Source organism: Streptomyces sp. NPDC001339, assembly GCF_042895955.1.
Taxonomy (GTDB): Bacteria; Actinomycetota; Actinomycetes; order Streptomycetales; family Streptomycetaceae; genus Streptomyces.
In genome coordinates, this window is sequence record NZ_JBIAWT010000004.1 from 448,326 (window position 1) to 470,728 (window position 22,403).

Genomic DNA, 22,403 nt, shown 5'->3' on the forward strand with positions numbered 1-22,403 from the left:
GAAACCCATAAACCCCATCAAACGACACAAGACGGAGTGTCGCGGCTTATTCAGACGCGACGCTGGCATCGTGTTTCACGTGAAACGTCGTTCTCTGCTGCATGGGATCATCGGCCGCGGTCGCGCGGCCGCCGCGCCGCGTGATCGTAAACCCACACGGGTCACGGGACTGTCCACAGACGTGGAGTTGTCCACAGGAGAACGGACCTCACTGGTTCACGACACCGAAAGCATGGCAGGCTCTGAGCACTGCGAGCCAGATGTCGAGGAGAGTGAATCCTTGCGGTCCGACGCCAACATCGCGGGACCGATGACCGATCCGGTCCCCGGTCCCCGTAGCGAACCGTTCGGGGACGACGTTTCACGTGAAACGGTGCCCCCGACGGATGACACCCCGATCGGTCGTGCAGCTCAGCTGGCGGTGGAGACATTTGGCCGCACAGGTGAGGGGCTGCCCAGGCCTGAACAGACCCGGGTCATGGTGGTCGCCAACCAGAAGGGCGGGGTCGGTAAGACCACGACCACGGTGAACCTGGCGGCCTCGCTGGCCCTGCACGGGGCCCGGGTGCTGGTGATCGACCTCGACCCCCAGGGCAATGCATCGACCGCGCTGGGGATCGACCACCACTCCGAAGTGCCGTCGATCTATGACGTGTTGGTGGAGAGCAAGCCACTCGCCGATGTGGTGCAGCCGGTCGTGGATGTGGAGGGACTGTTCTGTGCGCCCGCCACGATCGATCTGGCCGGTGCCGAGATCGAGCTGGTCTCGCTGGTGGCACGCGAAAGCCGGCTGGACCGGGCGATCAAGGCGTATGAGCAGCCGCTGGACTACATCTTCATCGACTGCCCGCCGTCGCTCGGCCTGCTGACCGTCAACGCTTTGGTCGCCGGAGCCGAGGTACTGATCCCGATTCAGTGCGAGTACTACGCGCTGGAGGGGCTCGGCCAACTGCTGCGGAACGTCGATCTGGTGCGGGGGCATCTCAACCCCGGGCTCCATGTCTCGACGATTCTGCTCACCATGTACGACGGGCGCACCCGGCTGGCCTCGCAGGTGGCCGAAGAGGTACGCAACCACTTCGGCCATGAGGTGCTCCGGACGAGCATTCCGCGCTCGGTCCGTATCTCCGAGGCACCCAGCTATGGGCAGACCGTGCTCACCTACGACCCGGGATCCAGCGGTTCGCTCTCCTATCTGGAAGCGGCCCGAGAGATCGCGTTGCGTGGGGTCCCGCAGACCGGGGGCCAGGACCTCAGCGTCAACTATGAAGGACAGCACAGCATCTCGGAGGGGACCCAGTGAGCGAACGACGTAGAGGCCTGGGCCGGGGGCTCGGTGCGCTGATCCCCGCGGCCTCACAGCGCACGGACCATGCAGGACCCGCAGTGGGACCGGGGGCGACATCGCCGTCAGCCGTACCGGTCCTGACATCGGAGCGAGGAGTGGCGGCCGCCAAGGTGGCATCGCTGTCTGCGCAGGCTGTTTCACGTGAAACAGAAGCGCGGGCTGGAGACGGCACGACAGCGGATCTGCCGACGGTGGCGGGCGCGCACTTCGCCGAGGTGCCTTTGGACGCGATCACACCGAATCCGCGCCAGCCACGTACGGAGTTCGACGAGGACGCCCTGGCGGAGTTGGTCGTCTCCATCCGGGAGGTGGGGCTGCTTCAGCCGGTGGTCGTCCGTCAGGCCGGCCCGGAGAAGTACGAACTCATCATGGGCGAGCGTCGCTGCCGGGCGGCCCGTGAGGCCGGGCTGGAGAAGATCCCCGCCATCGTCAGGGAAACCGACGACGAGAAACTCCTCCTTGACGCCCTCCTGGAGAACCTGCACCGGGCGCAGCTCAATCCGCTGGAAGAGGCCGCTGCCTACGACCAGTTGCTGAAGGACTTCCAGTGCACTCATGACGAGCTGGCCGACCGGATCGGGCGCTCGCGTCCGCTGGTCTCGAACACCCTGCGTTTGCTGAATCTCTCGACGTCGGTGCAGAAGCGGCTTGCCGCGGGAGTGCTCTCCGCGGGACATGCCCGTGCCTTGCTGCCCGTGGAGGACGTGGAGGAGCAGGATCACCTGGCGCGCCGCATCGTGGCGGAGGGGCTGTCGGTGCGCACGGTCGAGGAGATCGTGAAGCTGATGGGCTCGACGCCGAAGAGCGCGAGCAAGGCGAAGGGGCCTCGAGCGGGTACCCGGGTGTCCCCGGCACTCACCGATCTCGCCACCCGGTTGTCCGATCGCTTCGAGACCCGGGTGAAGGTCGACCTGGGGCAGAAGAAGGGAAAGATCGTTGTCGAGTTCGCCTCGATAGACGATCTGGAGCGCATCCTCGGCACCCTCGCTCCCGGTGAAGGGCGTGTCCTGGGCCAGTCGCTGGTCGAGGAGCAGAAGGGCGACGAGTGAGCTGACGCCTCTGGCTCCGGTGGGCGGGCCGTGTTCCGGAGTCCTTGCCGGAACACGGCCCGCCCTTTGCTCGCTCCCGGTACCCGTGCCCGTAAAGGGTGGATACGATGCGTTCGGGTATGGCACGCGTCCATGTGGAGACACCTCATAGCGAGGAGAGGGCCATGCGATCGGTGAGCCGCACCGGACTGCTGGCAGCGGGTTTCGGCCTCGCAGCCGTAGGAGGGTTCGTTGGTGGTCTGCTCAGGGAGCAGGCGGCGCTGACGGCGCTGCGTGGTGCGGCAGGCGAGAGAAGTGAGGACCTGGTTTCATGGGCCGTCGGCTCGTACCGCTCACGCTGGACAACCTTCCGGATCTCCCCAAACGCTGTCGCTCCTGCGTCTTCTGGGAGCTCGACCCCGTCAGTGGCGAGGCCGCGGTAAAGGCGGGGCGTCCTGAGCTGGAGAAGGAAGCCTGGATCTCGGCGGTACTGCTGGAGTGGGGATCCTGCGGGCGGGTCGTCTATGTCGACGAGGTGCCGGTGGGGTTTGTGATGTACGCCCCGCCGGCCTATGTACCGCGCTCCATGGCCTTCCCCACCAGTCCGGTGTCGCCGGATGCGGTGCAGTTGCTGACGGCGTGGCTGATCCCCGGCTACCAAGGACAGGGGCTGGGACGGGTGATGGTCCAGACAGTTGCCAAGGACCTCATCCAGCGGGGTTTCAAGGCCATCGAGGCGTTCGGCGACGCCCGCTGGACCGAGCCGGCATGTGTGCTGCCCGCCGACCATCTCCTCGCAGTGGGGTTCAAGACCGTACGCCCCCACCCTCGCTTTCCCCGGCTGCGTCTGGAGCTGCGGACCACGATCTCGTGGAAGGAAGACGTGGAGCTGGCACTCGACCGTCTGCTGGGAGCCGTCCAGAAGGAACCGGCCCTGCGGCCGCTGTAGGACCGGGCGCTCGCACAGCAGGCTGTTTCACGTGAAACACGCGCTCTCTTTCACGTGAAACAGCGAACGGGCCCGCCCCTCGATATGGGCGGGCCCGTTTCACGTGAAACAGCGACGGCGTGACTCAGACGAGGAAGTCCTCAAGGTCGCGCTCGATCGCGGCCTTCGCCTTGGCGCCGACGATGGTCTTCACGACCTCGCCGCCCTTGTAGACGTTCATGGTCGGGATCGACATCACACCGTACTTGGCGGTGGTCGCCGGGTTCTCGTCGGTGTTCAGCTTGGCGATGACGATCTCATCGTGCTCGGCGGCAATGGCCTCCAGGGAGGGGGCGATCTGGCGGCACGGGCCGCACCAGGTGGCCCAGAAGTCCACGAGGACGGGCTTGTCGCTCTTGAGGACGACCTCTTCAAAGTTGGCGTCCGTGACGGTCACCGTGGCGCCTGCCATGGCAATCTCCTTACTGCGTGGGTGATGGGAAAGCTGGGTGCGCGAGTCAGACGGAAGCGGTCTTGTCCGGCTCGGCGACTGCCTCGCCGTCCGACAGCGCGGCGATGAACCGCTCGGCGTCGAGGGCGGCCGAGCAGCCCGTGCCGGCCGCGGTGATGGCCTGGCGGTAGGTGTGGTCGACCACATCGCCGGCGGCGAAGACGCCCGACAGGTTCGTGCGGGTGCTGGGCGCGTCGACCTTGAGGTATCCCTCGTCGTCGAGGTTCAGCTGGCCCTTGAAGAGCTCGGTACGCGGGTCGTGGCCGATCGCGATGAAGAGACCGGTGACGGGGAGCTCGGAGTTTTCGCCGGTCTTGACGTTGCGCAGCGTCAGACCCTCCAGCTTGCTCTCACCATGGATCTCGGCGACCTCGCTGTCCCAGATGAACTTGATCTTCGGGTCGGCGAAGGCACGGTCCTGCATCGCCTTGCTGGCCCGCAGGGCATTGCGGCGGTGGACGACCGTGACCGACTTGGCGAAGCGGGAGAGGAAGGTGGCCTCCTCCATCGCGGTGTCGCCGCCACCGATGACGGCGATGTCCTGGTCCTTGAAGAAGAACCCGTCGCAGGTGGCGCACCAGGAGACGCCACGGCCGGACAGCTCGTCCTCACGGGGCAGGCCGAGCTTGCGGTGCTGGGAGCCGGTGGCGACGATGACCGCCTTCGCGCGGTGCACCGTGCCCGTGGTGTCGGTGACCGTCTTGATCTCGTCGCTGAGGTCGACCGCGACGATGTCGTCCGGCACGAGCTCGGCCCCGAAGCGCTCGGCCTGAGCGCGCATGTTGTCCATCAGGTCCGGCCCCATGATGCCGTCGCGGAAACCGGGGAAGTTCTCCACATCGGTGGTGGTCATCAGCGCGCCTCCGGCGGTGACGGCACCTTCGAAGACGAGAGGCTTCAGGGACGCACGGGCGGTGTAGAGCGCTGCGGTGTAGCCCGCGGGCCCGGAGCCGATGATGATCACGTTGCGGACGTCGCTCACGGGTGTCTTCCTTGTCTCTGCCGACTGCTTGCTGGGGCTCTAGGGAACTCTCACCCCACCCAACGGATCCTACGGGGCGAGCATTCCCGGAGTGGCACAGCGCACTTCTCGCCGCTCAGTCTCGCTGGTATGAGCGCGACAGCAGCACCTTCCCAGGAGCCGGTGGTGTGGCGGAGGCACAGGAGGAAGCCACCACATACGCCGAGACGCGCTGGAGGTCGGCCGGATCCGGCAGGACGACCAGGAACGCGTCCTTGCCCTGGTAGCGGATGCGGCTGGACACCAGCGGTGCCTCCGAGCGCCCTATGCCTTGGCGGACGCACACCGGAACCGCGTCGGTGTCGCCCCGAAGGGGGGTGTCGGGGGAGCTGCGTGCGCCGATCCCCGGGGACGTGTGTGGTCGCTTGGACGCGAGCAGATCGCGGACATGCGCTCCGAGGCTGGCGGCGGTGAGGCCGTCCGAGCTCTGCTTCGGCGTGGCAATGGCCTCCCCTTGGCTTGCCCGGGTGCCGTCCATGACGGCGTGCTGGACAAGCAGGCCACCCACGCTGAGGACTGCTGCGGCTGCTGCGGTGACCAGCAGAATCCGGGGCCGGCGCCGTGCACGGGGCGAGCGGTCGTTCGGCGTTCCGCGGCCCGGCCCGGTGGCCCCCCGCCGGCGACGGGCGGGTCGGCCGGACGGCGTTCCGCGGCCGCGAGAAGCGGTCTCAGGTTCAGTGTCGGTTCCGGCGCCGGTTTCACGTGAAACGGAGACCGCAGCGGTGCCGGTTTCACGTGAAACAGCGAGGGGGACGTCTTCCGTTTCATGTGAAGCGGAGACCGAGGTGGCGACTGTTTCACGTGAAACCTGGCCACCCGAGCCAGGGGAGGTGGCATCCAGCAGTGCCTCGGCGGCGAGAGCGGCATCGATACGCTCGGTAATATCCGTCGGCATCCGTGGTGGGCCGGGAAGCGTGCCGAGCAGTCCCCGGATCTCTTCCAGGGAGGCATAGACGTCCTCGCACAGCTCACAGGCCGCGAGATGGTCGCGCAGGTCCGCGGTGCGGGAGAGGGAGAGCAGCCCGTCGGAGAGCTCGGAGATCTCGGAGACCTCGGGGTGCTCACCCGTGCCGGTCGTCGACGTCACGCTCGCCCACCTCCGTCCTTCACGGCACCAGTGCCCGTCGGTCCTGCCGTCGGTGGGACGGATGTCCCCGGCGCCCGGTTCCTTCCCCCGCTTGCCGGTTCGCTACCCCCGTCGCCGGCGCGCAGATGGGTGACCAAGGGGAGAAGCCGAGCACGGCCTCGTGCGCAGCGGCTCTTCACCGTTCCGGTGGGGACATCGAGGATCGCGGCGGCTTCTGCGACCGGGTAGCCCTGCATATCAACAAGGACGAGTGCCGCCCGCTGCTCCTCGGGGAGGGTGTGCAGCGCACAGAGCAGCTCACGATGCAGATCCTCGCGTTCGGCGGGGGCCGCGGCGGACTCCTCAGGTTCGAGAAGCTGTTCCAGCCGTTCGGTCTCGGCGATGGGGGAGGTACGCCGGGAGGCGGCCTTGCGAACCCGGTCGAGGCAGGCATTGACGGTGATGCGGTGCAGCCACGTCGTCACGGCGGACTGGCCACGGAAGGTGTGGGCCGAGCGATAGGCGGATACCAGGGCGTCCTGCACGGCGTCAGCGGCTTCCTCGCGGTCGCCGAGGGTCCGAAGTGCCACAGCCCAGAGCCGATCACGGTGCCGCCGGACGATCTCCCCGAACGCATCAGGGTCGCCGGCGACATGACGAGCGAGGAGGTCTTGATCATCAGAATCGTCCAGCAGACCCATCCAACCCCCCTCGCCCAGCGGCTGAATCCTCGGAAACCTGACCCGTGTAGACACCGGCGGCGCTCGTCCACCTCTCGCACCGCATCGTGATGAGTTCGCAGGCTTGCAGCAGCCTCGCACACCGCTCTTCATGGTAGGGAGATGTCGGGAGAAGTGCTAGGTATTCGCGGGTGGGTGATCTTCTTCCTGGGATTTCTCAATCCGTTTTTGTTGCTCGCGGCAATTCGCGGGTATGTGACATGCCCTGCTTCGCGTGATGATGTCGATCGATTGCAGCAGCGGCAAGACGATATATGGCGCGTGGGCAGGCCGCGGGACGTGGAGGTTTGGGGCGAGTGCGGTAAGGACTTCGTCGTCGCCACGGACACCCAGGGACGCGGCTGAGCATCACGCGGCGGGAGGGTCTGCTGATGGCTCGGCAGGCCCTCCCGCCGTGGGCGAAGGCACTGGTGGATGCGGGGAATGTCCTGTTCGCGAGGTCAGCCAGAAATTTTGATTTCTGAAATTCCTCCCCGGAACCAATCTGATTCTCCATCATTGGGAAGTTCCGTGACGCGGATCAGTACATATCGAGACTGCACCGGCTGGTCGAGTTTCACATCCAGCTGGCCACCAGCCTTTTCGGGCTTGGAGAGACGTCGCGAGAAATCGCTGAGCGTCCTCGGGCTCGCTGCGGAGGGCGCTGCTGCGCGGACGTCCACAGTCTGGCCTGGTCGATACATCGTGACCTGTATCTCGGAGATGTCCTTGGCGCTCCCGAGGTCGACGATGATGCCACTGCCGTCTGCGTACGACGGCAGGTTTCCGAAGTTCGGCCAACCCTTGAACCGTTTTGTCACCCAGGCAGTACTCGGGTCGCCGTCCGCGGCATTGCGAGCTTGCTCCCCTCTGGAAGGTGTGTCCAGGGGCGAGAACTGTGTGGCGCCCACGATCGACAGAGGCTTTGCCGCGCGCTTCTTGGCGGAGCCGTCGACCGGCTGTGAGTTCTGCGGGTCGTCCTGGTCGTTCTCCCGCTTCAGCAGGGTGTCCGCAAGCTGCCAGCTGCCCAGTCCCAGCGCGGCGATGAGCAGTGCGGAGACGGACCACTTCAGTGCCCGGCCGGTGCGGCTCTGCAGCGGAGGCGGGGGGGTCGGCACCGGCTGAGAGCGGCCGGCCGGGCCGTTGTGAGCGGAGGTCTGCCGGTAACTCCCCTGCTGGTACCCCGTGCGCTGGTAAGGCGGCGGTGTGGTGAACGCCGTCTCCGGAGGCCGGATGCGCGGCATGGCGGCGACGGCCTTGGCCAGTTCCTCCGGCGTGGTGCAGGGCGGATCCTGGCGGGACGCCGTGGCACCGTCGTTGATCAGAGCGCGCATGGCGAGCTCGGAGAGCCCGCGGTGCACACCGGCGCGTACCTGGTCGGGTGCGATCAGTCCGACGCCCTTCGGCAGGCCGGTCAGGCCATGGGCATCGTTCTCGTACGGCCAGCGCTGGGTGAGTGCGGCGTACAGCAGCGCGCCGATCGCCTCGGTGTCCGTACGCTGCGGGTGCTCGCTGGTGATGCCGCGCAACGCCGCCATGACAGCCAGCCCGCGGATGCGGTACTGCCCGGTTTCCGTACGCAGTACCGAGCCGGGGGTGATCCGCAGATGGGAGAGGCCTTCGCGGTGCGCGGCGGCCATGGCCTGGGAGACCTGGCTGACGAGCTGGTAGGCGTCATGCGGCTCAAGGGGGCCGCTGGCGAGGACGGTGGTGAGTTCGGTCGCGTCCGGCAGCCATTCATGGACGACGTAGACGAGGTCGTTCTCCTCGACGGCGTCGAGGACCTGGACGAACCGGGGATCGCCGAGCAGCGCCGAGGAGCGGGCGGCGGAGAGTACCGGTCGCGCCCGTGGATGGTCGGCGGGCAGGATGTGCACACCCACCGCCCGGCGCAGTTTTTCGTCGACCGCACGCCAGCTGCTGAATCCGTCCAGACGGGTGACGCACTCCTCCAGGCGGTAACGTCTGGCGAGCTTGTGGCCGCTGTGTAGTTCCGGTGGCTGGGCTTCGGTCGCCTCGGCACGCTTCTCGTCGGTGCGTGCGGCGTCCATCTCCCCGCCGGATACCTTCTCGGCCTTAGCACCGTCGTCCGTGACCTTGCCCGCCTTGGCGGGCAGCGGTTCCACACCGCTCGTGTCGGCCACGTCGACGGCAGCCGTGCTCCGTTCCGCCACCGTCGTTCCTGCCTCCCCATCCGTTGCAGGCTCAATGAGCCAAGACAATTGTGCCCACAGTCCGCCACTATGCACGACACACAGTGGCAGTCGATGGTTGTGCCCGGTCAACGTCCAAGCTTTGACCGGACCATGCCGACCAGGGCGTTCATTTCCTCAATGCGCATTTTGCGTGCGGCGACGTAGAACACGCCCAGGAGCGCGGCGGCACCGACGATCAGCGCGGTCAGCGAGCCCAGGAATCCACTTCCGAGCAGCTGCATCAGGGCGTAGACCACGGCCCCGGAGACGAGCGTGGCCGGGATGCTGGCGCCGGCCAGCCGCGCATAGGTCCGCACGACACGAGTCGTGTCCAGGTCGTCGTCCATCCGCTTGCCCAGTCGGCGCCAGGCCACACCTACACCGATGACGTACGCCAGGCCGTACGAGGCCGCCATGCCGACCACCGCCCAGCGGGCGGGCAGGATCAGGAAGCACAAGCCGGAGGCCGCCGCGTTGACGGCGGCGACAATCACCGTGTTGTAGAAGGGCGTCCGGGTGTCCTCATACGCGTAGAAGGCGCGCAGGACGACGTACTGAACCGAGAACGGGATCAGGCCCACGCCGAAGGCCATCAGCATGTAGCCCATCGGGATGCCGGCGCCGGACGAGCCGTAGACCAGCATGCACAGCGGGATGCCGAGGGAGAGGAAGCCGAACGAGATCGGGACGATGGCGACGGCGGAGGTGCGCAGACCCTGCGAGATGTCGTCCCGGACGGCCCCGGTGTCACCGTCGTGCGCGGACCGTGCCAGCCGCGGCAGCAGCGCCGCCATCACGGAGACGGTGATGATCGCCTGCGGCATGTTCCAGATCAGCTGGGCGCTGGCGTACGAGATGAAGCCGGTGCCCGGGTGGCCCTGCCGGTCGGCGGTGTTGCCGGCCCAGGTGGAGAGCTGGGTCACGACCAGTACGCCCGCCTGGTTGGCGAGCACGAACAGCACAGTCCACTTGGCCAGCTTGGCGGCCTTGCCCAGACCGTGGCCACGCCAGTCGAAGCGCAGCCGGAGCACGAAGTCGGCGTCGCGCAGGTACGGGATCATCGCCAGCGCCTGGACGACGAGCCCGAGGAGGGTGCCGATCCCCAGCAGCCGGATGCCCTCGTCGGGGATGGTGGTGACGCCGATGTGCGAGGTTTTCGCCGTGCCGTAGACCCCGATGAACAGGCCGAACGTGGCGATCATGACGATGTTGTTCAGGACCGGGGTCCACATCATCGCGCCGAAGCGGCCACGGGCGTTGAGGATCTGCCCCAGCACCACATGCAGACCCATGAAGAAGATCGTGGGTACGCAGTAGCGGGTGAAGGCGACGGCGACCTCATTGGCCGCCGGATCACGTGAGATGTCGAAGGAGACCAGCTTCACCAGGAGTGGTGCCGCGACCACCGCGAGCACCGTCAGGGCACCCAGGACCACGACGACCAGCGTCAGCAGCCGGTTGGCGTAGGCCTCGCCGCCGTCGTCGTCCTCCTTCATGGCCCGCACCAGCTGCGGGACGAAGACGGAGTTCAGACCCCCGCCGATGGTCAGGATGAAGATCATCGTCGGCAGCTGGTAGGCGACCTGCCAGGAGTCGCCGAGCACCGCGCCACCGAGCGCCGCGACGATCAGCGCCGAGCGGATGAAGCCCGTCAGACGGGACACCATCGTGCCGGCAGCCATGACCGCGCTGGACTTCAGCAGGCCGGAGGCGCGGCCGCCGGAGGGCTTGCTGGCCGCCGCCACGGGTGCGGGTTCCGGCGTCGGCGCGCTCTGCTGGGGAACGGCGTCCGGGACCGGCGCCGCACCGGCCGCGGACGGCCCGGCAGAAGGGCCGGCGGGTACACCGGCAGGTGGTCCGGCCGCCGGGCGCTGGGGCTCATAGGGCTGCTGGTCCCGGTACAGATGCGCAAAGGCATTGGCCTCTGGGCGCTCGTCGGCGGCCTGGCGGAAGGGGTCGTTGACGCCTGCGAACTGGGTGGTCGCGGCGGCATCGCCGTACGAGAGGTGGTGGGGCGGCCCGTGCGGTTCGGGCGGCGGGGGTGAGGGCCACTGCTGGGGGTCCGGAATGTGCCCGCCCGGCGCGGGCTGCGGGTAGAGCGGCTGTGTGGGCTGCCCAGGCTGTCCCGGGGGCGATGGCGGGGACGTGGGGCGGTCGTGGAGTGCCTCGGTCACCGGTCCCTGGACCGTGGGGTCCTGGGACCGGGGCGGATCAGCAGGGTAGGCGTCCTGGACAAAGGGGTCCCGGTCCGTGGGGAACGGGGGCGTCGGAGGGACCGGCCCCGTGGGCTCGCCATTGGCGCCCCGGCCCCGGTCACCGTCGTACGGCGCATTCATCGCTGCTGCCCCACCTCATCCGTCGCCGGCCATCCGGCCCCGCCATATATCAACGGTCCACTTTCTCACCTGAGCCGGACGGGCCGGAGTTTTCCGAACCGGTGTCCGGCATGGGGTCACTCGGCTGCTCGGGCGTTTCCCCGTCTGTGCCACCGTTGTCTCCGTCCACGCCTGCCGCGCCGTCGGCACCGTCGCCGTCCGCCCCGTCCTCGGCGCGCAGGGCCGCTGCCCGCTTGCGCTGGAGGTAGATCCGCACGCCGGCGAGGACGAGCAGCAGGACGCCGCCCGCGATGACGAGCATCACCGTCGCAGTGATCTCCGTGACGTTCACCTGGAACGTCATGGGGGAACCGTAGGGCTTTCCGTCGGCCGAGTAGAGCTGTGCGGTCACCCACGCCCGGCCGTTGGCGTTGGCCGTGGTGTCGAACTTGAACGACTGGCTGTGCCCGCCGTCCACCGTGATCTGCTGCGGCTTCCCCACGTCCAGACGGTTGGGCTGGGAGGAGGTCAGCTTCAGCGTCATGTTCTTGACGCCCTGGAGCAGGTTGTTCTGCACCGTCACCGGGATCGTGGCGCTGCGCCCGGAGAGCGTGGCCCCCGACTTCTGGATCAGGTGGACCTTCTTCGTCAGCCCGTCGAGGTAGCCGCGTACGGAGCGCCGGTAGGCGGCGGCATCGGAGGCCTCTCCCCGCCACCCCGTCGACATCTCCCGCATGATGGCATTGCCGAACGGGGTCACCACGCGCTCCGGCTGGGCCAGGTTCACCCGGAAGTCGTCCAGCGCGGTCTGGGTGCCCTGGATCTGCCGGAAGGCGTCGGTGGGGAGCTCCTGCTTGCGCAGCCAGTACGGGTACGAGCTGCTGCTCGGCACCTGGCGGTCGGCCGCGGGGTCAGGCTTGGCCTTGGTCGCGCCACTGAGGTTCAGCGGCTGGGTCCAGCGTTCGGACTCCGTCAGCTGCCGCAGCGCGCCGGCCATGGCATGGGCCTGGCTCACCGACGGCATGCGCTGCGGGGCGACGACGATGCTGCGCTGCCGGTCCGGGTCCTGGAGGCTGATCATCTGGGTCTGGGCGAGGAACTCCTGCACCGCGTGGGTGGCGTCTGTGGCCTTCGACATATCGCCCTCGAAGGCCCGGGAGAGCTGTGCGTCCGCGACGATCGCCGTGTTGCCGCTGCCGATGGGGCGGGCCGCTGTCGGTGTGTACGCCAGCTCACGGGTCTCCCGAAGGCTGTCGCTGCGGGTGATCACGTTGTGGGCCCCGGCCGAGGTGGCGACGTCGACGATGGAGCGGTCGATCGCGCCGTTCACGGGCCAGGCGAAGTCCGTACGGGGCTTGACGCCGAGGACCGTGTCGACGGTCCTGTCGGCCAGCTTGGTGGCCGGGCCGAGGTGGCGGAGCGCGCTGGGTACGCCCTTGCCGTGGTGAGCGAGCGAGGCGAGGTCGGGGTCGGCGAAGGGCAGCGCGATGACCTCGTGCGTCTTGACCGCCTCTTCGAGCTCGTGCAGCCACTGCTTGGCGACGGCCTGGTTCCTGCCCATCGGGCCGTCCGGACCGTTCACACGGTACGGCCTGGTCATGGCATCGACGGTGGCGAGCAGGTCGGGGTCGATGACGAAGGTCACCGGAAGGTTCTTGCCGAGTGTGACCATCTGCTGCAGCCGGCCTCCTGGCGCGAGCTCAGCGGCGAGATCGTCGTTGCGGAAGACCGGTGTCTGCTGGGGATCGGCCCCGGTCTCGGCGGTGAGGTGGGTGGTGGAGACCAGCGGCCACAGGTACGTGAGCTGCGTCTTCTTGTCGACGTTGGCGGACTGCCAGGGCAGGAACGTCCGGTCGATGCCGAGGACCTGCTCGGACGGCGAGGCCTGCGAGCGCCCGGACAGAGAGACGCCGATCTGATACACGCCGTCGTCGCCGAGTTCGAGGTCCTTGGCCGGCACGCTGAGGGTGAAGGGGCGGCTGACGCCCGGCTCCAGCTTGTCGACTTTCTCCTGGTGTCCCTTGATCTCCGGGCCGTCCACTCCGGGCAGATAGCCGGTGCGATGTGTCGCGGCCTCGATGGCGCTGCGGCTGCCCAGCGCCTCGCCGCCGAGGCGCAGACCCACATGTGCATCGGTGATCGTGCTGTGGCCGTCGTTCTTCAGGGTGCCGGAGACGGTGACCGTGTCGCCCTTGCCGGGAGCGGAGGGGGACATCGAGTCGATGGAGACGTCGACCGTCCGGGAGCCGGTCGGAGCTGCCTGGGCGGGAGCGGAGTGTGGAAGCTGGAGCAGCCCCGCGAGCAGGGGCGCGCCGGTGAGCACGGTCACAGTCCTTCGCAACCATCGGCCACGCGGCCGTTCACTCCCCTGGAACCCTGCCGCCTCGGCCACGCGCTCGCCCGTCCCTCGTCGTCGTCAGTGGTCGTCGGAATGTGCGTCCACGAATGGTAACGAGGCCCGGTGCGCCAGAGTGCCGGGGACTGCGCCACATGATCGCAGGGCCTGACGGCAGGGCGACCGGCCTGTCCCCTTTATTACGTGACGCCTCGCGCGGCGCGGCCACGTACCCTGTTCTGTTGTGCCGAACGCCAACGATGACCTCTCCACCCCGCACGCCGAGCGGACGCCGCAGTCGACGAACGCGCTGAACCATGTGCAGCGGCGCGCCGTGAGCGAACTGCTGCGGGTGTCCCCCGTCGCGGATGACCTGGCCCGTCGATTCCAGGAGGCCGGGTTCACGCTTGCCCTGGTCGGCGGCTCGGTCCGGGATGCCTTGCTGGGCCGGCTCGGCAACGATCTGGACTTCACCACGGACGCTCGTCCCGAGGACGTCCTGAAGATCGTCCGGCCGTGGGCGGACGCGGTCTGGGAGGTCGGCATTGCCTTCGGCACGGTCGGCTGCAAGAAGGACTCGTTCGACATCGAGATCACGACCTACCGCTCCGAGGCCTACGACCGCACTTCCCGCAAGCCCGAGGTGTCCTACGGCGACTCCATCGAGGAAGATCTCATCCGCCGGGACTTCACGGTGAACGCCATGGCGGTCCTTCTGCCGCAGAAGGAGTTCGTCGATCCGCACGACGGGCTGGAAGACCTGGCTGCCCGGGTGCTGCGGACGCCGGGAACGCCGGAGGAGTCTTTCTCCGACGACCCGCTGCGGATGATGCGCGCGGCCCGTTTCGCCGCCCAGCTGGACTTCGAGGTCGCCCCCGAGGTCGTGGCCGCGATGACGGCGATGTCGGACCGTATCGAGATCGTCTCCGCCGAGCGTGTACGGGACGAGCTGAACAAACTGATCCTGGCGCCGAACCCGCGCAAGGGGCTGCGGCTGCTGGTCGGCTCCGGTCTGGCCGACCACATCCTGCCTGAGCTGCCGGCCCTGCGGCTGGAGAGCGATGAGCACCACCGCCACAAGGACGTCTACGAGCACTCGCTGACGGTTCTGGAGCAGGCGATCGACCTCGAAGAGGACGGACCTGATCTGGTGCTCCGGTTGGCGGCCCTGCTGCACGACATCGGCAAGCCCAAGACGCGGCGCTTCGAGCTGGATGGCCGGGTCTCCTTCCACCACCACGAGGTGGTGGGCGCGAAGATGACCAAGAAGCGGATGACCGCCCTGAAGTACTCCAATGACCTGGTCAAGGACGTCTCACGTCTGGTGGAACTTCATCTGCGCTTCCACGGCTATGGAACGGGCGAGTGGACGGACTCCGCGGTCCGTCGCTATGTCAGGGACGCCGGCCCGCAGCTGGAACGACTGCACAAGCTCACCCGCTCGGACTGCACCACCCGTAACAAGCGCAAGGCCGCTGCGCTGTCGCGTGCCTATGACGGGCTTGAGGAGCGCATTGCGCGACTGAAGGATCAGGAAGAGCTGGATGCGATCCGTCCGGACCTGGACGGTAACGACATCATGCAGATCCTGGGCATCCGTCCGGGGCCGGAGGTCGGCAGGGCGTACAAGCAGATGCTGGAGATCCGGCTGGAGAACGGGCCGATGGAGCGAGAGGTGGCGATCGCCGCACTCAAGGAGTGGTGGGCGGCTGAGGCCGGAGAGGGCTCTCAGAGCTCTCAGGGCTGATGTTTCACGTGAAACGAACGGTCGGGCGAACCTGACGTTTCACGTGAAACATCGGGACCCGTCCCACCTGTTTCACGTGAAACGTGACAGTCACCCCACTGCCGGTTTCACGTGAAACACCGGGGTCGCGACTCTGGGGTGGTGTTTCACGTGAAACACCACCCCAGCGCTTATCCGTGTGTGCGGTCCGGCTACTTCTTCACTGCGGTCAGGCAGAGCACCATGGCGGTGTCGGCACGCCTGCGGCGGTGCGTTGTCTTGACGTAGGACGGCTCCCCCGCGGGGCACACGGAGGTATCCGAGGTGCCGTTGTGTACCGCGGTCACCTTGTACTGGGCCTTCGCGTCGCTGCAGTCCACCACCTCTAGGCCGTCGTCGAGCGAGCTGCTGGATTTGTGCACACAGTCGCCGGCCTCGGCGGAGCTCGCGTTGTCCCGACTGCTGAACCAGGCGACCGCGACGACGATCACTGCGATGACGGCGCCTATCCCCCGCAGAATGCCCTTGACGGACCGGCGCTTGGCGGGCTGCGGCGGAGGTACCGGAGCCCCGCTCTGCATGTGGGGCTGTGGCGGCGGCGCGGGGTACCCCGGCTGCGGCGGGCCGTACGGAGCCTGCGGCTGCTGGGCGTAGGGGTATCCGCCCTGGGGCGGCTGGCCGTAAGGGGGCTGAGGCGCCGGCGCCTGCGGGTACGGACTCTGCCCGTATGGCTGCTGCCCGTATGGCTGTGGCGGGTACGGCGCCTGACCGTACGGCGCCTGACCGTACGGGTTCTGGCCCTGCGGCGGCGTGGTCATGGAACTCCCCCGATATTGATATGTACAGGCTGGTGTAGGACGCCCGTAAGGTATCCGGTCCGGTTGATGCACTGCACCAGTGGGATCGCCGAAGACGGGGCCTCGATGCCTAACTCCGTCGGAAACGGACCATCGCCGCGGTGACGATCGCGTAGAGCGCGGTCACTACGAGGAGCAGCGCGCTCGACCTGCCGTCCGGCGGCAGCATGAGTGCGGCGACCGCGGCGGCACCGACGAATGCGACGTTGAACAGGACGTCATAGAGGGCGAAGACCCGCCCACGGAAGGCGTCGTCGACCGACGACTGGACGATGGTGTCCGTGGAAATCTTGGTCCCTTGAGTGCTGAGTCCGAGGACGAATGCGGCGGCCAGCATCGGCCCCGGCAAGAAGAACAGACCGAGCGACGGCACCAGTACGGTGCCCAGAGCGGCACAGCAGGCGATCCAGCCGAACGGGGAGAGCCGGGCGACTGCCCAGGGGGTGGTGACAGCGGCCATGAAGAAGCCCGCTCCTGACACTCCGACAGTGATGCCGAGCAGCGCCAGGCCCTCGGGCTCGGTGCTCGACCATGAGTACCGGCTCAGCATCAGCACCGTGACGGTGAGCGCTCCATAGCAGAAGCGGACCAGCGTCATCGCGGCCAGTGCACGGGCCGCGGTACGTCGCTCGGCAAGGTGCCGTAGTCCCTCCACGAGACCTCGTGCGGTGCTCAACAGGGCTTCCCGGAGGTCGGGTTGGAGCATGGTCGGGTCGGGGCCGAGCAACTGTGGTGCCATCCGCAGGGCGGTCAGGGCCGAGCAGAAGTACAGGGCGGCGGCGAGCAGCACGACAAACGCGTCCACATCCGAGCCGGCCAGCCGTACGGCGAAGGCGAGTGCGCCGCCGGCCGTGGCGGCGAGCGTTCCGGCCGTGGGGGCAAGGGAGTTCGCCATGACCAGCTTCTCCTCACCGTCGACCACCCGTGGGAGCGCGGCGGAGAGCCCGGCCAGGACGAAGCGGTTCACGGCGGTCACCGAGAGGGCCGAGGCGTAGAAGAGCCAGTCGGGGACCTTTGACACGATCAGCGCAGCGGTCGCCATGGCCAGCAGCGCCCGCAGCAGGTTTCCGTACAGCAGGACCTGTCGGCGCCGCCAGCGGTCGAGCAGAACACCGGTGAACGGACCGAGGAGCGAGTACGGCAGTAGCAGGACCGCCATGGCGGAGGCGATGGCGGTGGGTGAGGCCTGCTTCTCGGGCGAGAAGACGACGTAGGTGGCGAGTGCGACCTGGAACACGCCGTCGGCCGCCTGGGACAGGAGCCGTACGGCAAGGAGCGAGCGGAAGTCGCGTAGCCGGAGTAACACACGCAGACTGCGCAGAGCATGCATGAGGCACAGCCTCACACAGCTCGTGGGCCCCCGGGTGGAATACCCAGGGGCCCACGTAGGGCGGGTGTGGCGGGCGCGTCAGCGCTCGACTTCGCCGTTGATGAACTTCTCGACGTTCTCCCGCGCCTCGTCGTCGAAGTACTGCACCGGCGGCGACTTCATGAAGTACGAGGAGGCGGAGAGCACCGGTCCGCCGATGCCGCGGTCCTTGGCGATCTTCGCGGCGCGCAGGGCGTCGATGATGACTCCCGCGGAGTTCGGGGAGTCCCAGACCTCGAGCTTGTACTCCAGGTTCAGCGGGACGTCACCGAAGGCACGGCCCTCGAGGCGGACGTAGGCCCACTTGCGGTCGTCCAGCCAGGCCACGAAGTCCGAGGGGCCGATGTGGACGTTGTCCTCGCCCAGCTCACGGTCCCGGATCTGGGAGGTGACGGCCTGGGTCTTGGAGATCTTCTTGGACTCCAGGCGCTCCCGCTCCAGCATGTTCTTGAAGTCCATGTTGCCGCCGACGTTCAGCTGCATCGTGCGGTCCAGGATGACGCCCCGGTCCTCGAACAGCTTGGCCATCACGCGGTGCGTGATCGTAGCGCCGACCTGAGACTTGATGTCGTCACCGACGATCGGGACGCCGGCCTCGGTGAACTTGTCCGCCCACTCCTTGGTCCCGGCGATGAAGACCGGCAGGGCGTTGACGAACGCGACCTTGGCGTCGAGGGCGCACTGGGCGTAGTACTTCGCGGCGTCCTCGGAGCCGACGGGGAGGTAGCAGACCAGGACGTCGACCTGCCTGTCCTTGAGGACCTGGACGACGTCGACCGGCTCCTCGGCGGATTCCTCGATGGTCTGGCGGTAGTACTTGCCCAGACCGTCGAGGGTGTGGCCGCGCTGGACCTGCACACCGGTGTTCGGCACGTCGCAGATCTTGATGGTGTTGTTCTCGCTGGCGCCGATGGCGTCCGCGAGATCGAGGCCGACCTTCTTGGCGTCAACGTCGAAGGCAGCCACGAACTCGATGTCACGCACGTGGTAGTCGCCGAACTGCACATGCATGAGCCCGGGCACACGGCTCTTCGGGTCGGCGTCCTTGTAGTACTCGACGCCTTGTACCAGCGAGGCGGCGCAGTTGCCCACGCCGACGATGGCTACGCGAACCGAACCCATTCCGATTGCTCCCTGTGTTCTCGATGAGGGCCTGTGCAGCAGAGCCTCATGTGGTGGTGTCGTCGGACGGGTCCGGCCGGGATCCACCCCGGTGCCGGGGCAGGCCGCCCGTATCTCCTGACTGGTTCTTCCGGTCCTGCGCTGCGGGACGCGGTGGGCGCTGGTCGCGCCCGGCACGTTCACTCTCGATGAGCCCGTTCAGCCAACGGACCTCGCGCTCCACGGACTCCATGCCGTGACGCTGCAGTTCGAGGGTGTAGTCGTCCAGCCGCTCGCGCGACCTGGCCAAGGACGTGCGCATCTTCTCGAGGCGCTCCTCCAGCCTGCTGCGGCGGCCCTCCAGCACGCGCATCCGTACGTCCCGCGATGTCTGGCCGAAGAATGCGAAGCGGACACCGAAGTGCTCGTCCTCCCAGGCATCCGGGCCGGAGTGGGCGAGCAGCTCCTCGAAGCGTTCTTTGCCCGCCGCGGTCAATCGGTAGACGATCTTGGCCCGGCGCCCCGTCAGTGCCGCAGTCGGAACGGCCTCCTGCGCGCCGTCCGTCTCCTCGACGAGCCAGCCGTTCGCGACCAGCGCCTTGAGGCAGGGGTAGAGGGTGCCGTAGCTGAACGCACGGAACACCCCGAGCGAGGTGTTGAGTCGTTTCCGCAGCTCATAGCCGTGCATCGGGGATTCGCGGAGCAGTCCGAGGACGGCGAATTCGAGGATTCCGGAGCGTCTGCTCATCCTCCGCCTCCTCGGGCCGGTGTGTTCTTTATGCCGTGCTGATGTATCGACTCGATACATCCAGACGATAGGACGGCCCCTGGAGGTGAACAAGTGGGAAGAGGGTGAACGGCATCACATCACCGATTCGTGCGATGCGACCTGACTGATTTGGAGTGAATTTCGACACTGGGCAGGTTTTGGCCGTGCGTAGTCTGTGCGGCATGCAGACTGCCGGGAACCGTGGGCCGATTTCTGGTGTCCCCGTCCTCGGTGTAGTGCGGGCCGCGCATCAGGAGCGGCCCGCGCATCGGGGGGACCTGAGGGCACCTGCCGCCTTCAGGCGACGAGAGAGCACGCCTGCCCGAGGAGTAACCGTTCCATGAGCGAGCACCGTCGCAAACCGCCACAGCCGCAGGGTGGCGGACGTGCCGCGGCCCGACGCGCCGCACAGCAGTCGCCGGGGCGTCGCGCTGCCCCTTCGCGTGGCTCTGGCGGTGGTTCTGTCCCCTATGGAGAGGGGTCGGGGCGGGGGCCGCGGGCGGGCGGCCGTGCCGAGGCGCGTAGAGCGGCCCAGCGCGGTGGCCGGCGGGGCGAGTCCGACAACACCATGGAGCTGGGCTCCGTCGGCGGCGGTGGCCGCGGTGGCGGGCGTCGCGGCGGTGGCGGTGGTGGCGGCGGCCCCGAGGGGGGACGTGGGCGCGGCCGTGGCGGTGGGAAGCCTGCCAAGCGGCGCCTTGTCGACTATCCGCGTGCCGGCCGGGCCGGCTGGCGGCGTTTCGTACCGTCCTGGAAGCAGGTCGCCAGCATCTGCATCGGGTTCGCCGCTCTGGTCGTGGGCAGTGCCGGGGTCGCGCTGGCCATGGTGACCGTTCCCAAGGAGAGTGACGCCGCCAAGTCGCAGAACAACGTCTACCTCTGGTCCAACGGCAAGGTCATGGCGCGCGATGGTCACACGAACCGCCAGAACATCGACATATATGACGTCCCGCCGTCCATGAAGAACGCGGCGGTCGCCGCGGAGAACGCTTCCTTCTGGAACGACTCGGGTGTGGACCCGATGGGTATCGCGCGTGCTCTGTTGAACATGGCCAGGGGTGGCGAGACGCAGGGTGGTTCGACCATCACCCAGCAGTACGTCAAGAACGCGATGCTTTCCCAGGAACAGACCATCGATCGCAAGTTCAAAGAGCTCTTCATCGCGATCAAGGTCGGCTGGAAGATGACCAAGCCGCAGATCCTCCAGGGCTACCTGAACACCAGCTACTACGGCCGAGGTGCGTACGGCATCCAGGCGGCCGCCCAGGCGTACTACGGCAAGAACGCCAAGGACCTGAAGCCGGACGAGGGCGCTTTCCTGGCTACCGTGCTCAAGGGCGCTGACCTGTACGACCCGGCGGGCGGCACCGGCCCGGGTGCGACGCGGGCGGCGAACACCAAGCGTGCCCAGGCGCGGTGGAGCTGGATCCTCGACCGGGAGGTCGAGAACAAGATGATGTCGCAGGGGGAGCGGGCCAAGTACACCAGGTTCCCCACGCCTATCCCACCGAAGCCGGTGGCCGGCAAGAGCGGTCAGATCGGCTACCTGATGGATACCGCCAAGAAGTACGTGCTGAAGCACGCGGACATCAGTGAAGCCCGGTTCGACAAGGGCGGCTACACGATCCAGACCACCTTCGACGAGAAGAAGACCCGTCAGCTCGAGGCGGCGGTGAAGACGGTCGACAAGCGGTACATCGACCCGGAGAAGCGTGAACGGGACAAATACGTACAGTTCGGTGGTGCCTCCGTGGTCCCGGGGGACGGTGCGATCGTGGCCCTGTACGGCGGTGCGGGGTACAACAAGGGGCACTTCAGCAACAACGCGGACACCTACGGTGTGCCGGTCGGCTCGACCTGGAAGCCGTTCGTGCTCGCGGCGGCGATGAAGTACGGCGTGCCCAGGACTCAGCCTCAGGGGTTGTCGCCGGACAGTCGGTACAACGGCAATGACCACCTCAAGGTGAAGAAGGCAGACGGCAGTTATGTGATGAAAAAGGATAACTCGCCCTTCTATCAGGTGAACGAGAGCGACTATCCCTGGGGTTACATCAGCCTGAACAAGGCGATGGAGCAGTCCGTCAACACCCCGTTCGTGCAGCTCGGCATGGATGTCGGGATGGTCAAGGTCCGTGAAATGGCGGAGGCCGCGGGCATCTTGCCGGCCAGCTTCGACAAGAACCTCAACCCGTCCTTCGCATTGGGCACCTCAACGCCGAGTGCGATTCGGATGGCGGATGCCTATGCGACGTTCGCCGAATCGGGGACGAAGGTCGAGCCGTACTCGGTGACCAAGGTGATCTCCAAGGGCGAAGAGGTGCAGGGCTTCGAGAAGCCCAAGAAGGAGTCGGTGATCGATGCCAACATCGCCAACAATGTGACCAAGGTGCTGGAGAACGTCATCAAGAAGGGCACGGCCAAGAAAGCCAGTCGGCTGGACATGCCGGCAGCGGGTAAGACCGGTACCACCGACGAGAACAAGTCGGCCTGGTTCGTGGGCTACACCAAGCAGCTCTCGACGGCCATCACGATGTTCCGTGAGGACCCCAAGAACCCGCGTCAGCTGTCCATGAACGGAGTCGGCGGTTTCGACTCGATCCATGGTGGCGCGCTCCCCACCGAGGTGTGGACCGAGTTCATGCTGCAGGCGATGCAGGGCGTCACGCCGGAACCGTTCCCGGCCGCCCTGCCCATCGGGGAGCGGGCGGACCAGGCAGGTATGCCATCGCCGACGCCGACTCCCAAGCCCTCGGACACTCCGTCCGCGACCCCGTCGCAGACTCCCAGTCAGTCCGCCACTCCGTCGGGCACGCCGAGCGTGACCCCGACCGACACCTGCGCTCCGTGGGACGTCGACTGCAGGAACAGCGGTGGGACGGACACCGGCGGTATGGACGGTGGTATGGACGGTGGCACCACCGATGGTGGTGCGACGGCTACCCCGGACCCGGGCACCCCCGGAGGCGGTAACGGGGGAAACAGCGGGGGAGGCAATGGCGGTCTCTTCGGCGGGATGGGCAACTGACGCCCGCCCACCGTTTCACGTGAAACAGGCCCCTCGTTTCACGTGAAACACGCCGACGGTTTCACGTGAAACAGGGCGACACGAAGCCCCTGA

Annotated in this window: 17 protein-coding genes; 6 read left to right on the top strand and 11 right to left on the bottom strand. The window is 67.3% G+C overall.

Annotation, left to right across the window (positions count from 1 at the left end; genetic code table 11):
• Positions 1-232: 232 nt before the first annotated feature.
• The 3 genes from ACFY12_RS14210 to ACFY12_RS14220 all read left to right on the top strand — a co-directional run bounded on the left by ACFY12_RS14210 (position 233) and on the right by ACFY12_RS14220 (position 3,325).
• On the top strand, positions 233-1,303 hold the full coding sequence (locus ACFY12_RS14210) for a ParA family protein (protein WP_390716057.1): 1,071 nt from the start codon (positions 233-235) through the stop codon (positions 1,301-1,303).
• Positions 1,300-2,397, top strand: coding sequence for a ParB/RepB/Spo0J family partition protein (locus tag ACFY12_RS14215; protein ID WP_390716058.1), 1,098 nt, complete (start codon positions 1,300-1,302; stop codon positions 2,395-2,397). Before ACFY12_RS14210 ends, ACFY12_RS14215 begins: the two co-directional genes overlap by 4 nt.
• 310 nt (positions 2,398-2,707) lie before the next feature.
• Positions 2,708-3,325 carry a GNAT family N-acetyltransferase gene (locus tag ACFY12_RS14220; RefSeq protein ID WP_390716059.1) on the top strand — a complete coding sequence of 206 codons (618 nt, stop codon included), beginning with the start codon at positions 2,708-2,710 and terminating at the stop codon, positions 3,323-3,325.
• 124 nt (positions 3,326-3,449) lie between these two features.
• Here ACFY12_RS14220 and trxA read toward each other — a convergent pair whose 3' ends face one another.
• From trxA to sigM, 4 genes are all read right to left on the bottom strand, one after another.
• The gene (gene trxA / locus ACFY12_RS14225) at positions 3,450-3,776 is read right to left on the bottom strand and encodes a thioredoxin (protein ID WP_390716060.1); all 327 of its coding nucleotides are present in this window, start codon (positions 3,774-3,776) and stop codon (positions 3,450-3,452) included.
• Between the two features lie 46 nt (positions 3,777-3,822).
• Positions 3,823-4,797, bottom strand: a complete 975-nt coding sequence (trxB, locus tag ACFY12_RS14230; RefSeq protein ID WP_390716061.1) for a thioredoxin-disulfide reductase — start codon at positions 4,795-4,797, stop codon at positions 3,823-3,825.
• A gap of 115 nt (positions 4,798-4,912) precedes the next feature.
• Positions 4,913-5,923: an anti-sigma factor family protein gene (locus ACFY12_RS14235; RefSeq protein ID WP_390716062.1), complete on the bottom strand. Its 1,011-nt coding sequence runs from the start codon at positions 5,921-5,923 to the stop codon at positions 4,913-4,915.
• The gene (gene sigM, locus ACFY12_RS14240; RefSeq protein ID WP_390716063.1) at positions 5,920-6,603 is read right to left on the bottom strand and encodes an RNA polymerase sigma factor SigM; all 684 of its coding nucleotides are present in this window, start codon (positions 6,601-6,603) and stop codon (positions 5,920-5,922) included. Before sigM ends, ACFY12_RS14235 begins: the two co-directional genes overlap by 4 nt.
• 174 nt (positions 6,604-6,777) lie before the next feature.
• Between sigM and ACFY12_RS14245 the strand changes: the two genes are divergently transcribed.
• Positions 6,778-6,987, top strand: a complete 210-nt coding sequence (locus ACFY12_RS14245; RefSeq protein WP_390716064.1) for a hypothetical protein — start codon at positions 6,778-6,780, stop codon at positions 6,985-6,987.
• Positions 6,988-7,082: 95 nt separating this feature from the next.
• Here ACFY12_RS14245 and ACFY12_RS14250 read toward each other — a convergent pair whose 3' ends face one another.
• The 3 genes from ACFY12_RS14250 to ACFY12_RS14260 form a co-directional block, all read right to left on the bottom strand.
• Positions 7,083-8,795: a protein kinase family protein gene (locus ACFY12_RS14250; protein ID WP_390716065.1), complete on the bottom strand. Its 1,713-nt coding sequence runs from the start codon at positions 8,793-8,795 to the stop codon at positions 7,083-7,085.
• A 107-nt stretch (positions 8,796-8,902) separates the two neighbouring features.
• Positions 8,903-11,152 carry a murein biosynthesis integral membrane protein MurJ gene (gene murJ / locus ACFY12_RS14255; RefSeq protein WP_390716066.1) on the bottom strand — a complete coding sequence of 750 codons (2,250 nt, stop codon included), beginning with the start codon at positions 11,150-11,152 and terminating at the stop codon, positions 8,903-8,905.
• 49 nt (positions 11,153-11,201) lie between these two features.
• Positions 11,202-13,460 carry a DUF6049 family protein gene (locus ACFY12_RS14260; protein ID WP_390716067.1) on the bottom strand — a complete coding sequence of 753 codons (2,259 nt, stop codon included), beginning with the start codon at positions 13,458-13,460 and terminating at the stop codon, positions 11,202-11,204.
• A 250-nt stretch (positions 13,461-13,710) separates the two neighbouring features.
• On the opposite strand from ACFY12_RS14260, the gene ACFY12_RS14265 reads away from it, so the two are divergent.
• Positions 13,711-15,213, top strand: a complete 1,503-nt coding sequence (locus ACFY12_RS14265) for a CCA tRNA nucleotidyltransferase (protein WP_390716068.1) — start codon at positions 13,711-13,713, stop codon at positions 15,211-15,213.
• A gap of 191 nt (positions 15,214-15,404) precedes the next feature.
• On the opposite strand, the gene ACFY12_RS14270 is transcribed toward ACFY12_RS14265, so the two are convergent.
• The 4 genes from ACFY12_RS14270 to ACFY12_RS14285 all read right to left on the bottom strand — a co-directional run bounded on the left by ACFY12_RS14270 (position 15,405) and on the right by ACFY12_RS14285 (position 19,267).
• Positions 15,405-16,010 carry a hypothetical protein gene (locus ACFY12_RS14270; protein WP_390716069.1) on the bottom strand — a complete coding sequence of 202 codons (606 nt, stop codon included), beginning with the start codon at positions 16,008-16,010 and terminating at the stop codon, positions 15,405-15,407.
• Between the two features lie 109 nt (positions 16,011-16,119).
• Entirely contained in the window at positions 16,120-17,379 is a 1,260-nt protein-coding gene (locus ACFY12_RS14275; protein ID WP_390716070.1) for an MFS transporter, read from the bottom strand.
• A 78-nt stretch (positions 17,380-17,457) separates the two neighbouring features.
• A complete protein-coding gene (locus ACFY12_RS14280) occupies positions 17,458-18,540 on the bottom strand; it encodes an inositol-3-phosphate synthase (protein WP_390716071.1) in 1,083 nt (360 codons plus the stop codon).
• Between the two features lie 46 nt (positions 18,541-18,586).
• Positions 18,587-19,267: a helix-turn-helix transcriptional regulator gene (locus ACFY12_RS14285; protein WP_390716072.1), complete on the bottom strand. Its 681-nt coding sequence runs from the start codon at positions 19,265-19,267 to the stop codon at positions 18,587-18,589.
• 361 nt (positions 19,268-19,628) lie between these two features.
• Between ACFY12_RS14285 and ACFY12_RS14290 the strand changes: the two genes are divergently transcribed.
• Positions 19,629-22,310: a transglycosylase domain-containing protein gene (locus ACFY12_RS14290; protein WP_390716073.1), complete on the top strand. Its 2,682-nt coding sequence runs from the start codon at positions 19,629-19,631 to the stop codon at positions 22,308-22,310.
• Positions 22,311-22,403: the final 93 nt, after the last annotated feature.